General features: G+C 47.8%; 18 protein-coding genes. 7 read left to right on the top strand and 11 right to left on the bottom strand.

All coding sequences use genetic code 11. From position 1 onward, the window contains the following. The first annotated feature begins 468 nt into the window (after positions 1 to 468). Entirely contained in the window at positions 469 to 1,149 is a 681-nt protein-coding gene (locus EKG39_RS10410) for a class I SAM-dependent methyltransferase (protein ID WP_126505676.1), read from the top strand. Between the two features lie 135 nt (positions 1,150 to 1,284). On the opposite strand, the gene EKG39_RS10405 is transcribed toward EKG39_RS10410, so the two are convergent. The 3 genes from EKG39_RS10405 to EKG39_RS10395 are packed head-to-tail and all read right to left on the bottom strand — an operon-like array spanning position 1,285 to position 2,872. Continuing rightward, positions 1,285 to 1,953 (bottom strand): glutathione S-transferase family protein, encoded by a 669-nt coding sequence (locus tag EKG39_RS10405; RefSeq protein ID WP_126505675.1) that lies wholly within the window; start codon positions 1,951 to 1,953, stop codon positions 1,285 to 1,287. Positions 1,954 to 2,010: 57 nt separating this feature from the next. Then, positions 2,011 to 2,151, bottom strand: coding sequence for a hypothetical protein (locus tag EKG39_RS10400; protein WP_246028469.1), 141 nt, complete (start codon positions 2,149 to 2,151; stop codon positions 2,011 to 2,013). Between the two features lie 49 nt (positions 2,152 to 2,200). After that, positions 2,201 to 2,872: a DUF2461 domain-containing protein gene (locus EKG39_RS10395; protein WP_126505674.1), complete on the bottom strand. Its 672-nt coding sequence runs from the start codon at positions 2,870 to 2,872 to the stop codon at positions 2,201 to 2,203. Between the two features lie 303 nt (positions 2,873 to 3,175). Here EKG39_RS10395 and EKG39_RS10390 point away from each other — a divergent pair, with 303 nt between their 5' ends. Continuing rightward, positions 3,176 to 5,002: a S8 family serine peptidase gene (locus EKG39_RS10390; protein ID WP_126505673.1), complete on the top strand. Its 1,827-nt coding sequence runs from the start codon at positions 3,176 to 3,178 to the stop codon at positions 5,000 to 5,002. 152 nt (positions 5,003 to 5,154) lie between these two features. Here EKG39_RS10390 and EKG39_RS10385 read toward each other — a convergent pair whose 3' ends face one another. From EKG39_RS10385 to EKG39_RS10375, 3 genes are all read right to left on the bottom strand, one after another. Further along, complete coding sequence (locus EKG39_RS10385; RefSeq protein ID WP_126505672.1) at positions 5,155 to 8,145, bottom strand: PKD domain-containing protein; 2,991 nt, start codon at positions 8,143 to 8,145, stop codon at positions 5,155 to 5,157. A 243-nt stretch (positions 8,146 to 8,388) separates the two neighbouring features. Further along, positions 8,389 to 8,769, bottom strand: coding sequence for a hypothetical protein (locus tag EKG39_RS10380; RefSeq protein ID WP_126505671.1), 381 nt, complete (start codon positions 8,767 to 8,769; stop codon positions 8,389 to 8,391). A gap of 23 nt (positions 8,770 to 8,792) precedes the next feature. After that, positions 8,793 to 10,373, bottom strand: a complete 1,581-nt coding sequence (locus EKG39_RS10375) for a S41 family peptidase (RefSeq protein ID WP_126505670.1) — start codon at positions 10,371 to 10,373, stop codon at positions 8,793 to 8,795. A gap of 283 nt (positions 10,374 to 10,656) precedes the next feature. Here EKG39_RS10375 and EKG39_RS10370 point away from each other — a divergent pair, with 283 nt between their 5' ends. Continuing rightward, positions 10,657 to 11,391: a DUF599 domain-containing protein gene (locus EKG39_RS10370; RefSeq protein WP_126505669.1), complete on the top strand. Its 735-nt coding sequence runs from the start codon at positions 10,657 to 10,659 to the stop codon at positions 11,389 to 11,391. Positions 11,392 to 11,541: 150 nt separating this feature from the next. On the opposite strand, the gene EKG39_RS10365 is transcribed toward EKG39_RS10370, so the two are convergent. Both EKG39_RS10365 and EKG39_RS10360 read right to left on the bottom strand, forming a co-directional pair. Continuing rightward, positions 11,542 to 13,494 carry a sensor domain-containing phosphodiesterase gene (locus tag EKG39_RS10365; protein ID WP_126505668.1) on the bottom strand — a complete coding sequence of 651 codons (1,953 nt, stop codon included), beginning with the start codon at positions 13,492 to 13,494 and terminating at the stop codon, positions 11,542 to 11,544. 282 nt (positions 13,495 to 13,776) lie between these two features. Further along, positions 13,777 to 15,066 (bottom strand): O-acetylhomoserine aminocarboxypropyltransferase/cysteine synthase family protein, encoded by a 1,290-nt coding sequence (locus EKG39_RS10360; protein ID WP_126505667.1) that lies wholly within the window; start codon positions 15,064 to 15,066, stop codon positions 13,777 to 13,779. Between the two features lie 215 nt (positions 15,067 to 15,281). On the opposite strand from EKG39_RS10360, the gene EKG39_RS10355 reads away from it, so the two are divergent. After that, positions 15,282 to 15,749 carry a FlxA-like family protein gene (locus EKG39_RS10355; RefSeq protein ID WP_126505666.1) on the top strand — a complete coding sequence of 156 codons (468 nt, stop codon included), beginning with the start codon at positions 15,282 to 15,284 and terminating at the stop codon, positions 15,747 to 15,749. 276 nt (positions 15,750 to 16,025) lie between these two features. Next, positions 16,026 to 16,943 (top strand): DUF3465 domain-containing protein, encoded by a 918-nt coding sequence (locus tag EKG39_RS10350; protein ID WP_126505665.1) that lies wholly within the window; start codon positions 16,026 to 16,028, stop codon positions 16,941 to 16,943. Between the two features lie 193 nt (positions 16,944 to 17,136). Here the strand turns inward: EKG39_RS10350 and EKG39_RS10345 are convergent, their stop codons facing one another. Beyond that, positions 17,137 to 18,294, bottom strand: a complete 1,158-nt coding sequence (locus tag EKG39_RS10345; RefSeq protein ID WP_126505664.1) for a multidrug effflux MFS transporter — start codon at positions 18,292 to 18,294, stop codon at positions 17,137 to 17,139. Positions 18,295 to 18,395: 101 nt separating this feature from the next. Between EKG39_RS10345 and EKG39_RS10340 the strand changes: the two genes are divergently transcribed. Next, positions 18,396 to 19,178 carry an AraC family transcriptional regulator gene (locus tag EKG39_RS10340; protein ID WP_126505663.1) on the top strand — a complete coding sequence of 261 codons (783 nt, stop codon included), beginning with the start codon at positions 18,396 to 18,398 and terminating at the stop codon, positions 19,176 to 19,178. 108 nt (positions 19,179 to 19,286) lie between these two features. Here EKG39_RS10340 and EKG39_RS10335 read toward each other — a convergent pair whose 3' ends face one another. Next, the gene (locus EKG39_RS10335) at positions 19,287 to 20,150 is read right to left on the bottom strand and encodes a nuclear transport factor 2 family protein (RefSeq protein ID WP_126505662.1); all 864 of its coding nucleotides are present in this window, start codon (positions 20,148 to 20,150) and stop codon (positions 19,287 to 19,289) included. A 366-nt stretch (positions 20,151 to 20,516) separates the two neighbouring features. Between EKG39_RS10335 and EKG39_RS10330 the strand changes: the two genes are divergently transcribed. Continuing rightward, positions 20,517 to 21,188 (top strand): Crp/Fnr family transcriptional regulator, encoded by a 672-nt coding sequence (locus EKG39_RS10330; RefSeq protein ID WP_126505661.1) that lies wholly within the window; start codon positions 20,517 to 20,519, stop codon positions 21,186 to 21,188. A gap of 357 nt (positions 21,189 to 21,545) precedes the next feature. Here the strand turns inward: EKG39_RS10330 and tsgA are convergent, their stop codons facing one another. Continuing rightward, positions 21,546 to 22,724, bottom strand: coding sequence for an MFS transporter TsgA (gene tsgA / locus EKG39_RS10325; protein WP_126505660.1), 1,179 nt, complete (start codon positions 22,722 to 22,724; stop codon positions 21,546 to 21,548). Positions 22,725 to 22,832 lie beyond the last annotated feature (108 nt).

Raw genomic sequence — 22,832 nt, 5'->3', positions numbered from 1 at the left:
CTAACAGGAATTGTCTGGTGAGTAAGCTAAGTATTTATCAGTGTAGAAAATAACTGAGTGAATGACACTGGGATAATATATTGTTTTGTTATAAATAATAAAACCAATGGGTTCCTATAATACCTTAAAATATAAAATGTTTTGTTGTCATATAGTGCTTAGGTTTTTAAGATTAATATGTTTTGTTAACGGTTTGATGTTATATGTAGTTGATGATTATATTAATAACGAATGAAGGTATAAAGAAATTGATGGAGATCAATGATTGTACGGATAAGAAAATATGCTACTCATAAGCTATGTATTTTAGTCCACTAAATACTGCTTTTAGATCTTCAATGGACACATTAAACAAAGGCTTTCCACTACATCTTGCATCCGATGGTATTCGAGTTAATTGTGTCCTTCCTGCTTTTATCCATACAGGAATTCACGCAGATGGTGGCACAAATTTAGTGTGCCACTACATTGAAAGAGAAAACAGGTACTCAAAAATTCAGTTTGGCCAAACAGGAGAGTCACTGGGAAACCACTTTCTCAAGTAAGGCGGATATGTTTGGTGAACAGCAGAGCGCTTGCGCTTCAATAGCGGCCGATCCGTTTAAGAAAGAGAGAGTGGGCACTATTTTGGAGCTTGGTGGTGGCCAAGGGCGCGATACTATGTTCTTTGCCAAAAGTGGCTTTCAGGTTCAAGTGATAGATTATTCACCGTCAGGAGTTGTAGAGATAAAAGAAAAAGCAGAATCACGAGGGCTTTCTCATCTCATAACTGCCAAATGTCACGATATCCGAAACCCATTACCTTACGAAAGTGGCTCATTCGATGCCTGTTATTCTCATATGCTTTATTGTATGGCGCTCACTACCAGTGAGCTTGAGTTTCTCTCTAAGGAGATAAGAAGAGTACTGAAGCCGGGCGGTTTGAATATCTATACTGTCAGACACACAGGGGATGCAGATTTTGCTGTCGGTACCCATCATGGAGAGGATATGTATCAAGCCGGAGGTTTTATCGTGCACTTTTTCTCAGAAGATAAGGTGAGGCATTTAGCTGAGGGGTTTAAAATAGTTGAAATAGTTGAAATAGATGAGTTTGAGGAGGGGGCGCTTCCTCGAAAGCTATTCCGGGTAACCTTAAGAAAAGAGTGAAAATAGCGGCTTACAAGCTTGATTTGATCTTTGCCTTGCTAAACAGGGCTTAATGGTCATACTGCCTCGCACCTCGCACCTCGCACCTCGCACCTCGCACCTCGCACCTCGCACCTCGCACCTCGTGTCTAAAGTCTACTCCGTCACCATCTTACGGATCTCTTTGGCGAGCTCCTCATCGCTAAGATCCGATGAGGGTGGGGTGATGATGCCCTTCTGGCATGGGGGCCTTAGTGCTAATTCCTCAATCCAGCGCTGCAGGTGAGTCAGCCCTGTGATATCGACGCCACTCCAGTCATAGGTTCTCACCCAAGGCCAGGTAGCCATGTCGGCGATAGTGTAATCATCGCCCGCTAGATAGCGGTTGTCGGCGAGTTGGTTATTCATCACCTCGAACAGGCGACGGCTTTCATGTTGGTAGCGCTCGATGGCTGCAGGAATTTTTTCCGGAAAGTAGCGATAAAAGACATTGGCCTGTCCCATCATGGGGCCGACGCCCCCCATCTGGAACATCAGCCATTGCATTACTTGAGAGCGTTTCTTTGGGTTAGCTGGTAAAAATTTGCCCGTTTTCTCGGCGAGATAAAGCAAGATGGCACCGGATTCGAAGACGGCAAAATCATCCTTGTCCCTGTCTATGATGGCAGGAATACGGCCATTAGGGTTGATGGCCAGAAATTCAGGCTCTTTCTGCTCGCCAGCCATCAGATCGATATGGATAACCTGATAATCCAGCCCCATCTCCTCCAAGGCGATAGAGATCTTATGTCCGTTGGGCGTTGCCGCAGTGTAGAGGTCTATCATAGTTATTCCTTAGACTGCTCACAAACTTGACCTGTTCACAAGCTTAGCGAGTACGTATCAGTAATCCAGATCCAACGCGAAGCACAAATAACCCATCAGCTTCTGAGTCTGCTTGAATTCATTGGCACACCAATTCACAAAATCTTTGTCGTAAACCTGTTCGCTGTCTATGTTCTTGGTGAGTAAATATGAAATCATTTGACTACTATAGGGTTATACTGAAGAAGCTAAGCTTAGCGAGTACGTATCAGTAATCCAAATCCAACGCGAAGCACAAATAACCCATCAGCTTCTGAGTCTGCTTGAATTCATTGGCGCACCAATTCACAAAGTCTTTGTCGTAAACCTGTTTGGCGTCGATGTTTTTGATAGCGATGAAGTCTTTTCGTTTAAGCTCATCCAGCATGGGGTGGTCTTTATCATAGCCTCTTGGCGGGCGCACTAAGCTATCTCCTTCCATCTCAAATCCTGCGGCTCTCAATTGAGCCAGCGCTTTTTTATAGGCATTAGGATTTTCATCGAGACAGGTGCGGATCCGATTCAGCGCCTTCGAATCAGGGTGCCAAATTCCGGCACCGAGAAAGCAGCCTTCGTTCGCTATATGCAGGTATAGCCCCGGAGCGTGAACATCTTTGCCCTGAAAATGCCTGAACTGAATACCCACATTGGTTTTATAAGGGGTCTTATCTTTACTGAATCTGGCATCACGCTGTGGCCGCATTAAACTGCCACCCACTTTTTTCGGTACGGCGGTCAGTCTGGGAGAGAGAGACAGAATATGCGGCTGCATGGCTTCGATGAATTTCAGCGCCGGTGTGCGCACCTCATCTTCATATTGCGCCTGATGGGACTTGAACCATTCGCGCTGATTATTACTGGCGAGCAGAGATAAAAACGAAAAACTTTTCTGACTAAACATAGGGAAGCGCTACCCGATTACTGGCTGGAATTGATAAAGATAAAAAATAACATAGGAAGCCTGTTATTGGGAAAATATCAGTGTTTGCAATTGGCTGGCTCTAAATGTGACACAAAACATTAGATTATACTTACATTTGTTAATTTTTTGTTGTTCTGTTGTTATGTTTTGTGATGTCTGTTAGGTTCTAAATCGTAAAGCCAACGATAATGTCGAAAAAGGCACGTTCAACAGTGAAAAGTGTTGCGGCATTATCAAGTGGCCATAGTAACTCTATACTAAAAAATAAATCGGAGAGACTTTATGAAATTATCTAAAATTGCGGGTGCGATCATTGCCCTGACAGTGAGCGTATCGACTACCGCAAAAGCAGATGACGATCGTTATATTATTCAAGTGGACAATAACAATAAAGGCATCGTTAAGGCGCTAGCTAACAAGCTTGGTGCTCAAATACATGTAGATGGCAATGGCTTTATTTCGGCTACTTTTGCCGGAAAAGATCTTTCACAGGTTAAAGGTTTACTGAATAACCCACACATTAAACTGGTCGAAGCCGATCAACGTCGTCATCTGATGTCTGCCTTCAGTGATGATGCGGGTAACCCTATGACTGAGCAGGTAACCCCCTATGCGGTATATCAGTCTCAGGCCGATCAGCTTACCTTCAACGCCAGTGCCGGCATGAAGGTATGTATTATCGACTCGGGTCTAGATAGCAGTAATGGTGATTTCGAGTGGAACAATATTTCTGGTGACAATGACTCGGGTACGGGCAACTGGAATGATCATGGCGGACCACACGGTACACACGTTGCGGGTACAGTAGCCGCGGCCGATAATGGTTTCGGTGTTGTAGGTATGGCGCCGGGCGCCGATCTGCATATCATCAAAGTATTTAATGAAGATGGCTGGGGTTACTCATCAGATCTGGCTAAAGCGGCCGATCTATGTAGTGCAGCAGGCGCTAACATCATCAGCATGAGTCTTGGTGGTGGTGGTTCAAACTCTACCGAATCCAATGCCTTTCAGGCATTTACCGATGCGGGTGGCTTAGTCGTAGCCGCTGCCGGTAACGATGGTAACAACGTACGCTCATATCCTGCGGGTTACCCCTCAGTGATGATGATTGGCGCGAACGATGCCAATAACAATATCGCCGATTTCTCTCAGTTCCCAAGCTGCCTGTCTGGTCGTGGCAAGCGTGCGCAAGAGGATGAAACTATCTGTGTTGAGGTGACGGCTGCTGGTGTCGACACCCTATCGACGTATCCTGCAGATATGGCAACTTCGGCAAACATGAGCGCCGACGGTGTCGCTTATGCCAGCTCAGCGATGGAAAACTCTGGCGCTGCCAGCGGTGGCACTTACTACATGGGTACAGCCGAGGCGACCGACAGTGGTGCTAACGGTAATATCTGTGTGATCGACCGCGGCACTATCTCTTTCCACGATAAAGTGGCAAATTGTGAAGGTTCCGGCGGCGTTGGTGCGATCATCATTAACAATGAAGCGGGTATGCTCTATGCCACTTTAGGTGATACCAATACGACGACTATCCCTGCTGTTGGCGCTGCCTTCGAAGACCGAACTGCACTGTTAGCTGCCGGCAGTGCGGATATCAATATCGGTACCTCAGACTTTGGTTTCATGAGCGGAACCTCTATGGCTACACCTGCGGTTTCTGGTATTGCGGCGCTGGTTTGGTCAAACCACAACCAGTGTACAGGTACAGAAATTCGTGAGGCCCTGAAAGCGACGGCCATGGATAGCGGCGCTGCGGGTAACGATGTTTACTTCGGTTACGGTATCGTCAAGGCAGCTGCGGCCGATGCTTACCTGACGGCTAACGGTTGTGCCGGTAACGGCGGTGGAACAGAGCCTGGTGGTGACTTCACTCTTTCTGCGAGCGGCTATAAGAGCAAAGGCGTGAAGAAAGTCGACTTGAGCTTTAGCGGTGCGGCGGGCAGCAATGTCGACTTGTATCGTAACGGCAGCATGATTGCTACTACTTCTGCAAGTTCGACTTATACTGACTCAATCACATCTAAGGGCGGCGGTTCATACACCTATAAAGCCTGTGATGAAGGTACATCGACCTGTACTGCTGAGCAGACCGTTAACTTTTAATTAATTAGTCGCCTCGATACTGTATTGAACCGTACTCGAAGCTACTGAACTTAATTAAAGCAAAATAAAACCGCAGCTTTCGCTGCGGTTTTTTATTATGACAAGAGTGCGTGGTGTAACCATCTGTTGCAGGTTCCAAGAGAACCGTGATTTTAAAAGATCACAGTCACCACCTCCGAGCAGTCTCCGCCGCCGGCGTTACACACCTGAATCGTATGAGTGGCACCGCCTTTTAGTCCGGTATCAAAATCGTAACTATAGGGTTCACCACTTCCTCCGCTGGCAAAGATAGCATCATCGTTATCGAAGTAGATATCGACATCTGGGTATTGATACCACTGCAGGTCGATATGTTTAATTCCCTTAACCTTCCTGCCAGTGGCGGTGAGGTTAATGGGGCTTGCAGCTTCGGTTGTGGCCGAAATGGCATTAGACTCAAGCGAACTGCCATAACCGTTAAATGCAGTGACGCGGTAGTTATAGGTGGTATCAGCCGATAATCCGCTATCGCTGAATTGGGTGACATTGGCTCCTACCGATCCAATTGAACTCCAGTTGATTTCATCGTCAGAGCGCTCGACATTAAAGCCAGACTCATCGTCTGAGGCATCACTCCAGCCTATATCTATCTGACTCGATGATATCGGTATCGCACTCTGCAGGGTTGGCGATTCAGGTACATCACCGCCGAGCAGAGTTTCACTACTGACATAGAGCTGCCGGATATAGACGGTATCTAAACCTCGGCGTCCCGGGGTGTGGTCTGTGTCTTCGACGCGAATACGTACATCGCCACCGGTCGTCTGAGGCATCAAGAAAGATGCGAGTCCCATATCGACACTATTCTGAATCGATGTAAATTCGGTATAGGCTCCGCCATTTACTGAGTAGGAGAAGCGCATCTCATCGCTGTCTGAAGAGTTTGTCATCCAGGCATTGAGATGCAGTGTTACTGTGTTACCCGGTGTGACATTGAATAACCAGGTATGTTGAAGATAGCTATAACGGCTGCTTTTTCTGCCGCCGGACTCCCGCTCCCTAATTGTCTGAGCCGAGCTGTTATCGAAGGTATCTGTATAATTTCCCCCGACCGAACCCGCACCGAATATTTCGCCTTGTGCATATTGGTCCAGATAAGCCGGTGGCGAGATACTGATATCCGACAGTGTGACGCTATCCTCGGCGCCTAAGTTATCGGTGACGGTCAGACTTGGAGAATATGTACCTTGAGCCGCATAGAGATGACTCGGATTGGCGGAAGTTGAGCCGTTGCCGTCGCCGAATAGCCAGGCATAGGTAATGGTGCCCAAATCATCCTGATCTTTTGAGCCCGTACTATCAAATTGAACGCTATGGGGGGCGGTGCCTGAGTAGCTGTCGGCGTTGGCGAGTGCAATCGGCGAGCGGTTAACCACAGAGATGGCCAGCGTGTCTGAGTCCGTGAGGTTGTCGGTATCGGTAACGGTCAGAGTGACATTATATACGCCCGGAGCCTGATACTCATGAGACGGACTGACTCCACTACCCACTCCCCCGTCGCCGAAATTCCAGCTATAGTCGGTGATCCCGATATCATCGGTGGAGGCTGAACCATTGAAGAACGCGGTGATTGGTGCATATCCCGGAACATAACCAACTGAGACGGCGACGGCGGTCGGGGATTCTAAATTGCCGTCATTTTGCACGCTACCATTGATGGCATACCAGCCTATGCTGCCGTAATCACTGTAACCGGTAGAGAGATCGCCTTTACCTGTGCCATCCACCTTCAGGTAATATTCACCGCCATTGGCGAAACTGCCGCTGATCGCCGCGGGCAGTGAAGAGCTGGGGTTATTGCTGGCTATCAGAGTGCCTGAACTGTTATAGAGCTGAGCCAGAATATCCAGGTTCGGGCTTACAGCGGATGGCGAGATATTCAGAGTGAAACTTCCCGCGCCGGCAGTGAAGCTGAACATGTCCATATCATCCCGGCGGCGTATCAGACCACTGCCTTCGAGTATGGTCGTGTCGCCATTGGGAGATTCAATTAACTCAGATGCATTAGCGATACTATCGCCATGGTCATCTAGCATCAAAGGTGCGCCATAATTCTGAATGACTTGAATATCATCTTGTTGCTGGTTCGCCTGAGGGTATTCCCCCTTACTCCATTGCACCAAAGAGCGGTAGTAGCCCACTCCCATTATGGGGGCCCAGCCAGTGGCACCGGATCCATGTCCCTGGTAGTAGTTGGTGCCACCACTCTGTCCGTCGTGGCTAAGCCCAAGGTTATGGCCGGACTCATGGGTGATCGCTTCCCCTGCGCCCACAACGCTAGAGTTAAATACGAAGGCGGGTTTGTAATAATCGCCATTACTGCCGTAATCGTCGAATATCCTTAAATAGGCGAAACCGCCGCAGCCGCAATTGGCGAAGTTATCTTGCGTGATAATAACCCGAGTTCCGAATGTCTGATCGGAAGAGGTGGTTCTCGTTATCTTGTCTGGTGAGGGTTCCTGAGTCGTCACATTAACATTAAAGGGGGCAAAGTCTTCGGCTACCTGTTGCCACATCAGATAAATTCTATCGAGTTCGAGTTGAGTGAAAGAGGCCGAAGTACCATCTGTGTTATAGGCAGGAGAGTAAATATTGCTGACATTATAGGAGTTATTCCAGGCGGTACCTGTGGTTGTGTGACCGTCGAAATCGAGAAATATGGTTCGCGGTGCACCAGGGCGGCTATTGAGACTAAAGGTCTCGGCTTCATTGAGTGCAGTTTGGATTTCGCCACCAGGATCGGATTCGGCGAGCTCTGTTGGTGCTTCAACTTCTACGTAGAAGATATGAGCTCTGCGATCTAACCATACCGTCTTATCGGTTCTGATCAGTTTGGCAAACTCTGAAGTTGTCATTTCATATGCCGCCGCGACATCCGGCAGCTTATCGCCTAAAAGCCCGATGGCGTGTTCGCCATTGGCGGGTTCGGGGAGGTTGACGTCAGGGAAGGCTCGGTGCTGAGCGCCGGGATTAGAAGTAGCATCAGAAATGGTATTGGTGTTCGTCGTTGGGTTAGCAGCAGTGGCATCTGATCCTGATAAACCTGCTGCAGATAAGGATAGGCTTAGTAGCGCGACCCTTATGATGTTAGCTCTGTAATCCATTACCGTTCCCCTTATTTAAGCGGCCGATAGTTACCTTAAGTCTAGCAGAGGCGCAGGTTTGAAGCGTTTTGTTACATTGTTTTCAATTCAAGTCGCGAATATCTTTAAGAATATTTTTTAGGAGAAAGGGGCTTTTTACCGAAAATAAGCGGTGAAATGATTAGGTGCCATGAGTCTTGGAAGAGGCAAAAACAGGCCGTAATAGGTTACGGCCTGTATGATCGATTAACTATTATTGATTAACTACTCAGCTATGCATTTCGATAGCGGTAAGGGACGATTTTGGTCACTATCTTCGTGATAGACAAAGCACTGCTTGCCCTGAATTAAAAGCTGAACCATATCGGGCATCTCAAAGTTTCGTCCCATGATCAGCTGACCATTGGGATCGGTATGAGGGGCACGACTGAGCGATAAGCGGCTGCTTTGCGTAAATGCGTCATCTGCAATCAGTACCTCTTCAACCTTCAATAGGCTGGCTATCGCTTCCTGGAGTTCCGCGATACTCTCGGTCGAACTATTGCTCAGCAGCGCAGGGCTAGCCTCACTAACCCGCAGGTCCTGAGCTTGTAGCGAGCAGCCGGCGAGCAAGAGTAGCAATCCTGGTAAGTGGTGAATTTTCATCTCAACCTCTACTATTGGCTCGGTTACTGCGAGCTTTGAGTTAAAATACGGTTATTCAGCAGCACATTCTGGCTTCGGGTATCTTCCAAAATGAAACCGGTATCGATGAACTGAGTTCTTGGTTTTGCTTTAGCCGCCTTGCTCAGAAGCGTTGGACATCGGTCGTTAGCGCGATAGTAAAGAGCGGCATTAAGCAATCGCTCATCGGTATCGCCTAAGGCATGGTTGAAGTCATCGCTCAGGCTACATCCGGGGATTTCACTTTCCAGAGTCGGATTGACGCTTGGGACGAAACCATCGGAATAGTCGCCGAAGCCTTTATCGTTCTCGCCTTTAAACTGTACGGTAAAGAATGTGGTGCCACAGTTCGGTGTCGGGTAGAAGCCATAAGGCTTGCCGCAAGTGGTATCCCCTATCTGGATAACTTCAATATCGATGCCACGCAAGCCGTTCATCAGCGCTTCGCTGGCTGAGCAGGTATTGGCTGTCGTGAGAACAAACAGACGAGACAGATTCAGGCTTGGCAGGGACTTACCGGCTCCGAGTAAGGAGGCATTAAAGCCAAGGCTCTCACTAAAGAAGGGCATAGGTGTTAAAGCCTGGCCCGTGACGGGATCGGTATTGGGGTGTTTGTCATTGAAGGTGCTGCGTTCAAATATTTTACCTTGGGTTGCCTGATTGCCGGCGATCATATAACCCAGTTGACCAGCCATGGCTAACAGGCCGCCGCCGTTATATCTGAGGTCGAGCACCAGATCATTAACACCCGCGTCGCTAAGGGTATTGATTGCATCGAAAAGGCCGCGCTCCGCGGTGGCGATATGTGAGTTAAATTGCAGGTAACCCACTCTTCCCGTGGTCGTTACTATTGTTGTAGTGTTCTGAACCGGGGTAGAGACAATAGTCTGCGCCGTTAAGGTGATATCCCGACTTGTTGCTGAATCTAAGTCTTGCACCGTGAATCGCGTTTGTTGACCTGCACTACTGGGAAATAGGCCATTGTTGAGAGTATCTATGCTGGTGCTATCGGCCGCATCTTTAACATTCACGCCATCTACTTCGAGGATCACCGCGCCACGGGTCAGATTTGCCGTCGTTGCCGGAGAGTTTGGCTCGGTATAACTCACCGTTATCTTTCTGTCCTGAGTTCCGTCGGCTTGTTGCAAATAAAAATGAGCCCCATAGCCTACTGAAGCGCCGGACTGGTTTAGCTGATCCCATTCGCTTGTAGACATAGAGAAGTGGAACTTATCCTTGGTATTACCGCTAGCCGACAGCTCCTGGGTTTTTAACTGTTCGAAATAGGAGAGCACTGAGAAAGGAGCCGGGTCGACATCGGTAATTTCGTTATACCAGAGGTAGGTGTCGTTGCTCCATGATCTTAACCAGAGTTTTTCAGTTAGATCAGAGTCACTGGTGCATTGTCCGGCAAGTTCACTATCGGGGGCAAATACCCCCGACACCCACTGTGGTGTCCCTGAGTTTCCGCCACCCGATGTGCCTGAATCACCGCCCGAATCAGAGCTACTGCCACCACAACCCGTTAAGGAGAAAAGGGTTGTGGTGAGGAGTAATGTCAGTGTTTTTCCAGAGAGTAACGTCATAAATATTCCCTTATTAAACTCATGCCTTACATGGATACAAAATGATAATCATGTTGGCTGTTTGTTGGTGGTATTTATATTTTATACCACAACTTATACCTATTGGTATTTATCATCACGCATGTCGCTTAATTCTTTTTGTTCTTCCTGTTGTTAAGTCGAATTAAATTATCTGACATGTATGATTCGAATATGAATGTTCGGGCATGTAAATGGTGATTATTAGTCAGCTAGCATTAAAGCTGCTTTAATAGTGATTGGTATCGAATTTTTCTGGATTGTTATGGCTTTTACTGTGTTGGATATTATCTCATTTGTCTGTTTTATCTGTTGTTGGGTCGGCTACACCTCCTTTGCACGTCGTAAAGCCAAGACGACCAACTGTATCGCGCGTTGTTTACATCAACATCGAATTCATTGGATGAACGAGTTGATGACCCGAGAGGTGAGGGTGGGTGAGGCGGCACTTCTGGCCAATCTTGAACGCAATATTACTTTCTTTGCCTCGACGACCATGTTGGTCCTTGCCGGTGTGCTAACGCTTTTTGCCCAGGTTGAACGCTTGGAGGCTGTTATCGCTTCAATCCCCTATACGGCAGCCCCTAATGATGCCCTGATCCAGCTGAAATTAAGTTTGTTGACCTTTATCTTCGTGATGGCCTTTTTCCAGTTTACCTGGTCGATGCGTCAATATGGTTTTCTCAATGTGATGGTCGGAGCTGCACCCATAGACCCAACGGGCGGCGGGGATGAGAGGCTTAGCTGTTATGCAAAACAGATGGCGGTAGTGCAAGATCAAGCGGCCCATTCATATAACTATGGTCTGAGGGCCTACTATTTTTCAATGGCGGTCTTGAGTTGGTTTTTTCATCCGGCTCTGTTTATCGTGACCAGTCTGTTTGTTGTCTATACCTTGTATGCGCGGGAGTTTAACTCTAAGGCTGTGGTGGCAATCACATCAGGCATGCAGGTGTTGGATGAGCAGGCACAGAAGAAAAAAGCCTCTCGGGTCAAATGAATTGCGGTTAAGGCTCACAGGCTTGGTATCTTGCATGACGTGTTACCTAAATATGGTATTTGCGCAGCCTGATCCTGACAGGCTGATATGGCATGATTCGTCTCTCGGATAAGGCTCTGCAGCATGGCTACCCGGCTTATCCGTAATCGATTATTGGAATGAATATAAGTCCGTCAGATAGTTGGTTTCAAACTCTTCGGCACTGGTCGGTTTGCCGTAGAGATAGCCTTGACCATAATCACAGTCTTCACTGCGGATAAAACTATCTTGCTCTTGTGTCTCAACCCCTTCGGCGATCACATGCAGATTAAGCTTCTTACCCATGGCGATAATGGCGCGGGTGAGCTCTCTGTCCTGCTCATTCTTCTCCAGATTGGTAATGAAGCAGCGGTCAATCTTCAGGGTATTAAATGAGTATTTCTGCAGATAGCTTAGTGAGGAGTACCCGGTACCGAAATCATCGAGGGAAATACGTATTCCCTGTGCTTGTAACTTTTTTATCGAGTCATGAGCTAAGTGTTCATCCTGTAACAAGATACCCTCGGTGATCTCGAGTTCTAATGAGGTGGTGGGTAATTGGTACAGAGTGAGCAGATCGGCAATATGTTCGGCAAAGTTGGGCGTCCTGAATTGCAGTGGTGATATGTTGATGGCTATTCTAAACTCGCTTTGCTGTAAGGCTTGCCACTGAGCAGCCTGCGCAAGTGCACTATGGAGTACGAAGTTACCTATCTCGATGATCTGACCATTATGTTCGGCTAGGTTAATAAATTTGTCCGGTGGTACCTGCCCCAAGACCGGATTATGCCATCTCAGCAGAGCCTCTGCGCCGAGGATTTTATGTGTTTTTAAGCAGACTAAAGGTTGATAGTTCAGGTATAGCTCTCGATTATTGAGCGCATCGACCAGGTGACTCTCCAGTTGATAGCGCTGTTCAATGCAGGACTGAGTATCTTGATTGAAAAAGCTATAACTGGCTCCCTCGTTTTTACTTATGCTCATCGCCGCGCTGGATTTTTGTAGCAACTCCTCTGCCGTTCTGGCATCGGTCGGAAACTGAGCAACCCCCATACAGGAGGGAATCGTAATGGTGAACCCTGCAAGAGAGAAAGGGGCGTTACAGCAGTCTAATATTTTTGTTATCAGCTCCAGATCGTTGCTCGCGGTTTCTTTATGGGAGCGGGCGATGACAAATTCAGAGCCGGCAATGCGGGCGATTAAGGTATTTTTATCTAAGTACTGTTTTAATCTTTGACTAAATTGAGAAAGAACCTGATCGCCGATGAGGTAACCATAACTGTCGTTAATCGATTTGAATTTACGCAGACCGAAATAGAGTACTGTGACAGTTTCAGTCGCTTTGCTCTGTTTAAGCATCTGAGTAAGCGAGTCGATCAAGCCGGAACGCATAGGGAGTCCCGTGAGTTCATCATAGGTTTTTGAGTATTCTAGGCTAAATTCTGCCGAGGTTCTGCTCTCAATCTCCTTGATAAGCTTTGTGCTGAGGTCTGCCAGTTCATGGGTTCTGAGTTGCACTCGCGTTTCCAGAGTTTGATTCAGATGCCGCAGCTTTTCCTGCTGGTATAAGGTGGCAAGGTTGGTGACAACCGCTTCTTGAAATCGGGCTAACAGGTGCCTGAATTTTTGGCTGTAGTTGTGCTCCTTATTGTCGAGCATGCATATGGTGCCGAAGGGGGTGTTATCGGGCCAGAGTAGAGGCAAGCCACAGTAGGCTATCATGCCGAGTTTCAGGTCCGGATTATGATCCCAGTCGCTGTCTTTCAGTGCATTGGGAATATGCAGCTCAGCGTTCTGTGCGATGACCGTTTCGCAGTAGAGGCCGTTGCCTAAATTATCGTTGTCGTAGCGATGATAGGGGTTTCCGGTACTCTTGCTGCTGGCAAATACCTCCATCTTATTGTCATTCTTATGTATTCGCATTATGAGCACGGCTGGGGTATCTACAATCTCAGAGATCAGATCCAGTGTCTGTTGCCAGCTATTAAATATATTATCTGGCACGCATATCTCGGCGGTAGCGACCGGTATGTCACTCAGCAGGTATTCGTCTTGTAAATGCCGCTCCGCAGCCTTATTTATCATCTTGCAACTGTCCTTTGAGATCGACCCCCATTAATAAACTATAGCTGTTTTATTGGAGGCTGCTAAGGGCTTAGCTTCTGCTTTAAAAGGCTATTTTTGACTATTTACCCTGTAGGTTATGCGTTATTCATCTATATCTGAGAAGAGGGAGGGTTATACAACAAGCAGCGCTGGCTGCTGGCCAAGTGCTAAAGGCGATAAATGCCGGAATCAAAGAGCGGCATAGAAACCTCAGTTTCTATGCCGATAGCTTAAGTTAAAAGCTTGAGTTAAAAGCCTGAGCTACCCTGCATGTTCAAGCGCCTGCGAGACATCGGCGATGATGTCATCGATATGTTCGATACCGACTGAGATACGTATCAAATCTTCACTGACACCAGCTTTAGCAAGCTCAGTTGCATCTAACTGTCTGTGGGTAGTCGAAGCCGGATGGCAGGCGAGAGACTTGGCATCACCGATATTGACCAGACGCAGTACCATCTTCAGGGCATCAATAAAGCGACCTCCCGCCTCTTTACCGCCGCCGGCCTGGCTCGATTTTATGCCGAAACTGATGATCCCTGAGGCCTTGCCGTCAGTGATCTTGTGGCAGTTATCCTGAAAGGGGCTGTTGGGTAGCGCCGCATAATTGACCCAGCCCACCTTAGGATGTTGCTCGAGATATTGGGCTAAGGCCAGCGCATTACTGCAGTGGCGCTCCATTCTCAGTGACAGGGTTTCCAGTCCCTGCAGTAGAAGGAAGGCACTCTGGGGGGCGAGTGCGGCACCGGTATTACGCAGTGGTACGACGCGGCAGCGACCAATAAAGGCGGCAGGCCCGAAGGCTTGGGTATAGACAACACCGTGATAGGAGGGATCTGGCTCGTTCAGTAGTGCGAAACGCTGGGGATGCGCGGCCCAGTCAAACTTGCCTGAATCGATGATCACACCGCCTATGGTTGTACCATGGCCGCCGATATATTTGGTCAGGGAGTGGATCACTATGTCGGCACCAAATTCAAATGGCTTACACAGTACCGGCGTCGCCACGGTATTATCGACAATCAGAGGAACACCATGCTTATGGGCGATGTCGGCCAGACGTTCCAGATCGACAATATTACCCGCCGGGTTACCGATAGACTCACAAAACAGCGCCTTGGTATTGTCATCGATCAAGGCATCAAGGCCGTCGAAGTCATCGAAGCCGGCCATGCGTACTTCCACTCCCTGGCGCGGCAGAGTGTGGGCAAATAGGTTGTAGGTGCCCCCGTAGAGTTGACTGGTGCTGACGATGTTATCACCTACCTGAGTCAAGGCCTGAATGGCATAGGTAATTGCAGCCATGCCCGATGCCAGTGCTAATGCGCCTATCCCGCCTTCGATGGCAGCCAGTCGCTGCTCTAAAACATCTGTGGTTGGGTTCATGATGCGGGTATAGATATTTCCCGGCACTTTGAGATCGAATAGATCGGCACCATGTTGGGTATCATCGAAGGTATAGGAGGTGGTTTGATAGATGGGCACGGCCGCCGCTTTCGTCGTCGCTTCAGATTCATATCCGTGGTGAAGTGCCAATGACTCGAGTTTCATATTGTCTCTGCCTATTCCTTTGAGTGAAACTTGAACATAACAAATGGACGTCTGGAAGTCTAAATATTTATTTTTTAACTCAATAAAACAGTATAAGTCATGAAAAAATGGGCAATTTCACAATTATTTACCTTGTTTACATAAGCTTACTTACCAAGCGGCCGATAATAATGATACAAATACGCATCTTGTGTTGCAGTCATTGAGGGAGCTTTATGAACGTATCAGGAATGAATCTGAATAATACACCGGCAAGCCCCGGGATCAGTCAGGCTAAGGTCGGCTCTTCGACAAAAACGCAGGCCGAAGCGGAAGCCGATCTCACTAAAGGAGTGGTTTCAGCACAAGGTGATGCCCGTGTCTCAATCTCTAAAGAGGGCAGAGATGCACTGGCATCAGACTCGGGCGGAAAGCTACATGCCCAAGCTTCTCAGGCACAGGCTCAATCGGCGGAGGCTTCAGAGAAGCCTAAGAAAAAGATTGATGAGTTAATCGAGGCGCTCAAGGAAAAAGTTGAGAAGCTTAAACAGGAGCTTAAAGAGCTGAAGGGGGATAAAACTGAGGCTGGCGAAAAGAAACGTCAGGCATTGCAATCAGAAATTGCCGTTCTCTCGGCCCAGATTGCCGATCTGACTAATCAGAAGCTGGAGCAGGAGAAGAAAGAGCAGGCGGGAGCCGCTTAACCCGTACTGGAATAGTTCTTCATAGCGAGCTGAACTGGGTTTAACCGACAACTGAATCTGGCCCCGCCCAACTCGCTGCGACTCACCTCTAAGTGGCCATGCATTCGCCTGGTTACCTATAGATAAGGAAGATTTTTATCTTAGCCGTTTTCAGAGCGGCTTTTCTTGTTTGGTCCATCGAAGAGCTCTTATTTCAATTTTCCTATTTTGTTCGTGCATTTAGGAGTACATTTGACGGAATTATCTGTCAGTTTGTGTACGAGAAATAAGAATAAAATGCATAACCGAATTGTAAAAGGCACGCTTGTTCGTTGGAAAGATGATAAAGGCTTCGGTTTTATAGAGCCTGAAACAGCTTCAGGTACTGACAGTCATACCGATGTCTTTATTCATGTATCCCAGCTTAGGCATATGAGCCGTCGGCCGCAGGAGGGGGATACCATCTTCTTTCAAATTGAGCACAAACCCGGCGGCAAACTTAATGCTGTTGAGGCGCGCATCGAAGGGGTCGAAGCCAAAGCCGATGCGAATGTTGAAGGTCAAATAAGGAGCAAAGCTAAGTCGAGGTCTAAATCTAACTCTAAACTTAAGCCTAAACATGGCACGCCAATAGGCCCTATTCTCTACCGCATAGGGATAATGATGGTCGTGCTGGCCATCGCCAGCTTTGCTTACAATCGTGTCATCGCCCCATTCCTTGCCAGTTCTTCAACAGTGGGTATTGAGTCCAAGGTAGCCGTTGCACCCGATGACTCGTCGCAACAGCCCCCAAGCTCGGTACAAAATAGCTCTATACAAAATGGCTCTGTGCAGAAAGGGGCTATTGCGAAAGGAGCGACGCAGAAAGGTACTTCACAGTTAGGTACTTCACAGATAGCTGAGGCATTTAAAAATCGGCAAAGTGGCCTGCAGGTTAACAGCAGCGGGACGGTCAGTAAGATATTGAGCGATGACAATGAGGGCAGCCGTCATCAGCGCTTTATTTTACGTTTGTCCAACGGACAAACCCTATTGATCGCCCACAATATCGACTTGGCACCGCGGATATCAGGCATCGCTGTCGGTGATAATGTGGCGTTTTATGGTCAGTATGAGTTCAATAACAAGGGGGGCGTTGTGCATTGGACTCATCATGACCCTCAAGGCAGACACCCCGATGGCTGGTTAAAATACAAGGGGAAAACCTACCAGTAACAGCGCTCTGTTTATCTGGTCAGCTTTAATTTAGCCGCTTATATTATCAGCTCTGCTTACCCTTTGTGAGGTAAAAACACCAATGATGATCAGTGCGACACCTAGCAGTTGTGCCAGTGATGCTGTCACTGACTGATCACATATATCGAATATTACCCCGGATATTTTTATGTTATTTCCTTATCAAGACTATTTACGCTCCCCTCGTCGATAGAGCCGGAGTTTCGCTCCTGATATTGAGCAGGCAAAGCACACCACTCAGCCCCGCCGCGAGCAGCAACACCTGCCCCAGGTTATGCAACAGCCCCGCCAGAGCCAGTCCCGCGCCCAACATCAGGTAATAGGCCAGACCGAACAGGGCGCCGGCGCTGCCTGCAACTTGCTTATAATCGACCAGCGCCTGACTCAGGATATTAGGGATGGCGATACCGAACGCCATCACCACACACACCATGGGCAGCAGGAAAGCCAGGCTCGACTGCAGTAACCAGACACCAACACCGCCAAAGAGCGCCATAGCGGATGCCAGATTTATCAAAGTCATGGCTTGCCAGCCTCTGGACAGCAACTGCTTGTTGAGCAGGCTCCCCATCAAGGAGCCTAACGCCAGAACCACACCACTATAGCCAAACTCTATCGAGCTTAGGTTTAAGCCTGCGAAGATAAAGGGTGCCAAAGCGTAATAGCTGAACAGCATCAGGTTAAACTGGGCGACCAGCGCCGCACTGCGCCATATCTTTCTGTCCCTCAGCATGCGTTTAGCCAGTGGCCACAACTCGACTCTCTTATCCGTTTTCACTTGGGTCTCAGGTAAAGCTTTTACACTTATCAGCAAAAGTACTACGGCTAACAGCAGCAGTACGCTGAATACGCCCGTGTGTCCCAGGCTTTGGGCAATAACGCCCCCAGCCAATAAGCCTATGACCGGGCTGATAGATATCCCCATACCCATAAGAGAGAAGACCTTGCCAAGCTCTGCAGGCTGGTAGCTGTCCCGTAACATGGTCTGGGTGACAACCGAGCCCACGGCGGCGCCGAACGCCGAGATGATTCGACCCAGCAGCAGGAGCTCGAAGTGTTTGGTAATTATGGCTGTCAGTGCACCTATGCCATAGGTTAGCAGGCCATAAAGCATGGCTCTTCGGCGACCCAGAATGTCACATAATCGGCCCCAGAACACTACGCCGAGGGCGAAGGCGATAAAGTAGACCGACAGGGTCTGTGAAGCCGTTTGCATATTCACGGCAAAAGCCTTGGATATGTGCGGCAGTACCGGGCTATAGATGGTTTCTACTATCTGCGGAAACATCAGCAGGGTAACCATAAGCCAAATTGGCGGGAGTTTCTTCATCGGTTGTTACTCGTTAACAGCTTTTCAATGACGGCAAGTATATTGATGTCACCGATGTCCGGTTATAATGATAAGAACAGAAAATATCAAAATAGAGACATATGGCATTTATCAAGCAGGAGAACCGTTTCGATGTAGATACCTTAGATCTGCCTGTGGTGGGTATCGCCGCCGATGTGGGCCGGCACGATTCGGGGATGCATAGTCACCAAATGGCTCAGCTGTTATATGCGCCACTTGGCTGCATGAACATCACCTTAGATAACACTCAGTGCATATTGCCGCCGACTAAGGCGGCATGGATCCCGGCGGGTGTCGAACACTGCGTTCAAATGCGTAATGTTGTGGCCTATCGCTCTGTCTATTTCGATATACGTGCGTTTCCTGATTTATCACAAGGGGTGAAGATCATCTCGGTGAATGCCTTACTGCAGGCGTTGATAGAAAGGATGGCAATGTGGGAGTGGGATAAGCCGATTAAGGAGCAAACTGCTGCCATGGCACTGTTAGCTGAGGAGTTGGAAGCGGCGCCAGAGGAACCTCTGCTTTTGCCTTTGCCAACAGACCCGCGGTTGAAGTCATGGTTATCTGCGTTGCGATCCGGGGAGGAGTTACCTTTAGCCCTGAAAATAATGGCGAAGGAGATTGGTGCCAGTGAGAAGACCATATCCCGGATTTTCAGTAAGCAGACCGGAATGCCCTATCAGGCGTGGCGCCAGCAGTGGCGATTACATGGTGCCATCGAGCGATTAGCTCTGGGGGGCTCGGTATCAGAGGTCGCCTTCTCGTTAGGCTTTTCCAGCGATAGCGCCTTTATCAGCTTCTTTAAACAACATCTGGGAAATACGCCGAGCCAATATATAAAGGTTAAAACAGCCTATTAACCCCTCGGGTTACTTACCTTATAAATCAATAGAAAAGTGCCCGATATTCAATGCAGATATCGGACACTTTTTAGACTTTTAACTTAGCGCCTTGGCGTGAATAGCGACTTAAAGACCGCCAAACTTGCCGTTGTTGTTCTTCCACTGTGAAATAGGCGCGATAGTTTCAATCACATCCCAATGTTCGGCGACTTTGCCATTTTCTATGCGAAACAGGTCGTAGAATGAGGTTTCTGCGCCGCCCAGAGTTCCCTCGCTGATGCTCAATACGAAATTACCTTCGCCGAGGACTTTATAGTTCTTGGTATAGATCATCTCTATCCCTTGTTGGGCCATGGCTTCGATCGCCGCACCTAAGCCAGACACACCGTCCCCGATCTGCGGGTTATGCTGCAGGTAGTTGTCACCATCGAAGTAGTTGGCCAGTTTATCGAACTCACCTTTTACCAATATGGTATCGACAAAATCGGTTACCAGGGCTTTGTTTTCTGCCGTTTTATCTAAATCTGTTACCGTCGTTGAACCATCTATCTGGCTATGGCCGCTCGGGTTGGGCTGCTCGGACTTAACGATGAGATTATCCCAGTGCTCGACAATGACGCCATCTTCGAAGCGGAACAGGTCGAACCCTATCTTGGGTCCGAAGAAGTTATAATCGGTATGAGTAAAAACGAACTCCTCATCTTCGAATGCGCGAACTACATTGACCCTGGCGCTGCCTTCGGGTAACGCCTGTAGTACGGCGCCAAATCCTGCCAGGCCATCGCCGACAGCGAGGTTATGTTGGGTGTATTCCAACGGGTTAATGTATGAAATCGCCTGTTCATCGCCGGTTTCTATGCTGTTGAGTACCGCAACGGCCTTGTCTTTATTAGATAGAGTCATACTTTCCTCATTTGAGTTGGAATCATCGTTACACGCCGTTAGTGAAACTAACGCCATTACCAGTGCGCTCGCTATGGTCTTTTTCATTGTTCTCCCTCATCTCAATGTTTGTTTTTCTTGATGGGATAAGCTTAAACTTCTGCTCAAAATAGCTGCAGGTTAATCGCGGCGAATAAATGGTGAATATCGAACCTTTGTGCTCATATGTGATTCACAGCCTCTATCCTCCCCCCGCTCTCTTCCGAGCCGCTGCAGAGTTACTGCTGAGTTTTGTAGCCTGGTTTTTGGTGTTTTAAGTGGCCTTGGCAGTTAATTGAGCCCGGTTGCATGAGTAGTAAGAGCGGGAAGGGGAGTTTGAACTAGCCTGTTTATCCCGCTTAATCTCGCATTAGTAATATGCTCGGGTATAATGGCTACATAGGCTAATTCAATTTTATTTCTATTTTATTCACTATGCAGTTAAAACCACTTTCGAAAGGTCGCTTTCATACGCTTTGGCAGCAGGAACATGCCGAGGTTGAGCAGATCATGCTCGATTGCATCAGTGAAACTAAAGTTGTGCCAGCTCATCAGAAACTGATGCAGCAGGGTCAGAAGGTGAGTTCACTTATCTTAGTGAAACAGGGGCGTGTCTCATTAGGGTACTGCGCCCGTAACGGTCGCAGCTTTCAGCTCGGAACTATGGATTGTGACTCACAGCTATTCGGTGAGATGGAGTTTTTTAGTGGTTACCTGTGTCAGCTTGATATTATTGCCGAAGAGAATGTAGAAATTGAGGTTATTTGCGGCGATAAACTGCAACAGGCGTTAACCAACAAACCTATGTTTGCGCTTTTCTTTGCCAGTGCCATTGCTATCGATTATCAAGACACTATAGATATCCTGACTCGTCGCATGTTATATCCTATAGCTTATAACATCGCTTATGATCTGTATCATCAGCATCTTAACGATCAACCTGTCGACGGCTTTACTAAGTGCTACCTTGAGGCCGAGAGGTTTGCGACAACCGATCGTGTGTATCGTCGCTCGGTAAAGAAATTGGAGGAGTTGGGGCTGATTAAAAGAGATAAGGAGGGCATAGTTATCTGTGATTTCGAAGGGCTAAAAGCCTATATCGAATAGCCTAGCTATTTATTTCGACCTGTTTATTTTGAGCTCTTTCTATCTACTTTTCTAATTCTATCTATGGATGAGAATAAAAGCCCTGCAAGCTTGACGATTAACTTACAGGGCTCCTGTCGCTTTCAATTCAGGCAATTTTAGATAAAGACAAACTACGCTGTTTATCATTCTGTTGACTGGCGTTCATCATCAACAAACTCAGCCGTTTGGCACGTCTCATCCTGATTTTTCGCATTCTTGCCTTCACTCGAATCGTTCTCTTGTTTCGCATGTCAGTTTGTTACTCAACCGGTCATTGTTCAAGATTGCAGTTGCGGCAATTATACCTATTTAAATCGGTATTTCACCATTAACAAGTTAAGCCCTTGCTAATTTGTTTACCGCTGTCTGACGTCGAGATATGATGAGCATACTTAAGATCATGGCGTAAATAACAGGGATAGCATACATCACGGTTTGCAGACCGATAATGGTTTCAAACATGGAGCTTATTGCCGGACTGAACATGGCACCTGCACTGCCGCTGATTAAAATGAAGGAGACATTTTTACTGCTGGCCTGCTTCACAAATGAGACGCCGTAGGCGATAAATGAGTTATAGAGCGCCGCACAGACGAAGCCGTAGCCGTACGTGAGGTACGACATCCATTCCAGTTTATCTGTGGTGACAATCACACTGGTGATGATTAAGGCCAGAGTCATCATTCCCATAAGGAAGTGTTGGATCTTCACCCGCGATACAATCGCAGTGGAGATAAGGGCGCCAACCAAGGCGGCCGACCAGTATTGAGTGATGATGCTACCCGCTTCTTCAAATGGAATATCGAACTTCTGTTTGACAAACATCGGAGCCCAGGTCAGGAAGGTATAGAGGGCCAACATGCCCAGAAATAGACCGATACCTGCACTGATTATTGAAAAATTCCATTCAGATTTTTCATCGCTATTTTCCCCTGAATCCTTATCTACTGCGCTCTCACACAGGTCGAAGTTAGTCATCAGGGCCATCATTGCCGTACCTAAGGCAACTAAACCAACGGCCAGGTAGCTGTAACTCCATGATAGTGCATTGCTCAGGGCGTACGTGGTAATGAGCGGAAATACCACTCCGGCGACATTAAATGTGGCATCTTGTACCACTAACATAGTGCTCTGGATCTTGTCTTTCCAAACCGAGACTACAATCGTGCCTGCGATACACAGACCCACACCGCCACATAGTCCGATAAGTGTCATGGCCATCATGACCACACTTAAAGATGAGGTGAAGTGCAGCGCCGTGGCGCTCAGGGCGATAGTCAGATAACTCATCAGGGTGATACGTTTAACGCCTATCTTCTCAATCAGGAAGAAGGCTGCAACGGTACCCGCTAACGCGCCGCCGTTGAGTAGGGAGAAAATTGAAGCGACTTCATTGACGTTAGCCGAAAATTTTTCTGCGATAGGTTCGATCAACATACCGAACTGAGTGGCAAAACCCGCCATGATAAAGTTGGCGAGAAAGCTCAACAGGGTGAGTGATATTTTGTTTTTCATCATCGTTCCTAAGTGTCTTTTATAAGGCTCGCAGTTGATCCATTATTTGTTTTTTTATTGGCACGTCATAAACTGCCATTAATGATATCGGTATACTGCGAGCGTGGA

It is taken from the genome of Shewanella atlantica (assembly GCF_003966265.1).
GTDB classification, from domain to species: domain Bacteria; phylum Pseudomonadota; class Gammaproteobacteria; order Enterobacterales; family Shewanellaceae; genus Shewanella; species Shewanella atlantica.
The sequence above is the reverse complement of the archived record's forward strand: the minus strand, read 5'-3'. Positions and strand labels throughout refer to the sequence as shown.

What these genes read in the sequence shown, in the direction of transcription:
- EKG39_RS10405 (WP_126505675.1), bottom strand. Translation starts at nt 1,953, where the DNA reads ATGATAGACCTCTACACTGCGGCAACGCCCAACGGACATAAGATCTCT.
- EKG39_RS10400 (WP_246028469.1), bottom strand. Translation starts at nt 2,151, where the DNA reads ATGATTTCATATTTACTCACCAAGAACATAGACAGCGAACAGGTTTAC.
- EKG39_RS10395 (WP_126505674.1), bottom strand. Translation starts at nt 2,872, where the DNA reads ATGTTTAGTCAGAAAAGTTTTTCGTTTTTATCTCTGCTCGCCAGTAAT.
- EKG39_RS10390 (WP_126505673.1), top strand. Translation starts at nt 3,176, where the DNA reads ATGAAATTATCTAAAATTGCGGGTGCGATCATTGCCCTGACAGTGAGC.
- EKG39_RS10385 (WP_126505672.1), bottom strand. Translation starts at nt 8,145, where the DNA reads ATGGATTACAGAGCTAACATCATAAGGGTCGCGCTACTAAGCCTATCC.
- EKG39_RS10380 (WP_126505671.1), bottom strand. Translation starts at nt 8,769, where the DNA reads ATGAAAATTCACCACTTACCAGGATTGCTACTCTTGCTCGCCGGCTGC.
- EKG39_RS10375 (WP_126505670.1), bottom strand. Translation starts at nt 10,373, where the DNA reads ATGACGTTACTCTCTGGAAAAACACTGACATTACTCCTCACCACAACC.
- EKG39_RS10370 (WP_126505669.1), top strand. Translation starts at nt 10,657, where the DNA reads ATGGCTTTTACTGTGTTGGATATTATCTCATTTGTCTGTTTTATCTGT.
- EKG39_RS10365 (WP_126505668.1), bottom strand. Translation starts at nt 13,494, where the DNA reads ATGATAAATAAGGCTGCGGAGCGGCATTTACAAGACGAATACCTGCTG.
- EKG39_RS10360 (WP_126505667.1), bottom strand. Translation starts at nt 15,066, where the DNA reads ATGAAACTCGAGTCATTGGCACTTCACCACGGATATGAATCTGAAGCG.
- EKG39_RS10355 (WP_126505666.1), top strand. Translation starts at nt 15,282, where the DNA reads ATGAACGTATCAGGAATGAATCTGAATAATACACCGGCAAGCCCCGGG.
- EKG39_RS10350 (WP_126505665.1), top strand. Translation starts at nt 16,026, where the DNA reads ATGCATAACCGAATTGTAAAAGGCACGCTTGTTCGTTGGAAAGATGAT.
- EKG39_RS10345 (WP_126505664.1), bottom strand. Translation starts at nt 18,294, where the DNA reads ATGAAGAAACTCCCGCCAATTTGGCTTATGGTTACCCTGCTGATGTTT.
- EKG39_RS10340 (WP_126505663.1), top strand. Translation starts at nt 18,396, where the DNA reads ATGGCATTTATCAAGCAGGAGAACCGTTTCGATGTAGATACCTTAGAT.
- EKG39_RS10335 (WP_126505662.1), bottom strand. Translation starts at nt 20,150, where the DNA reads ATGAAAAAGACCATAGCGAGCGCACTGGTAATGGCGTTAGTTTCACTA.
- EKG39_RS10330 (WP_126505661.1), top strand. Translation starts at nt 20,517, where the DNA reads ATGCAGTTAAAACCACTTTCGAAAGGTCGCTTTCATACGCTTTGGCAG.
- tsgA (WP_126505660.1), bottom strand. Translation starts at nt 22,724, where the DNA reads ATGAAAAACAAAATATCACTCACCCTGTTGAGCTTTCTCGCCAACTTT.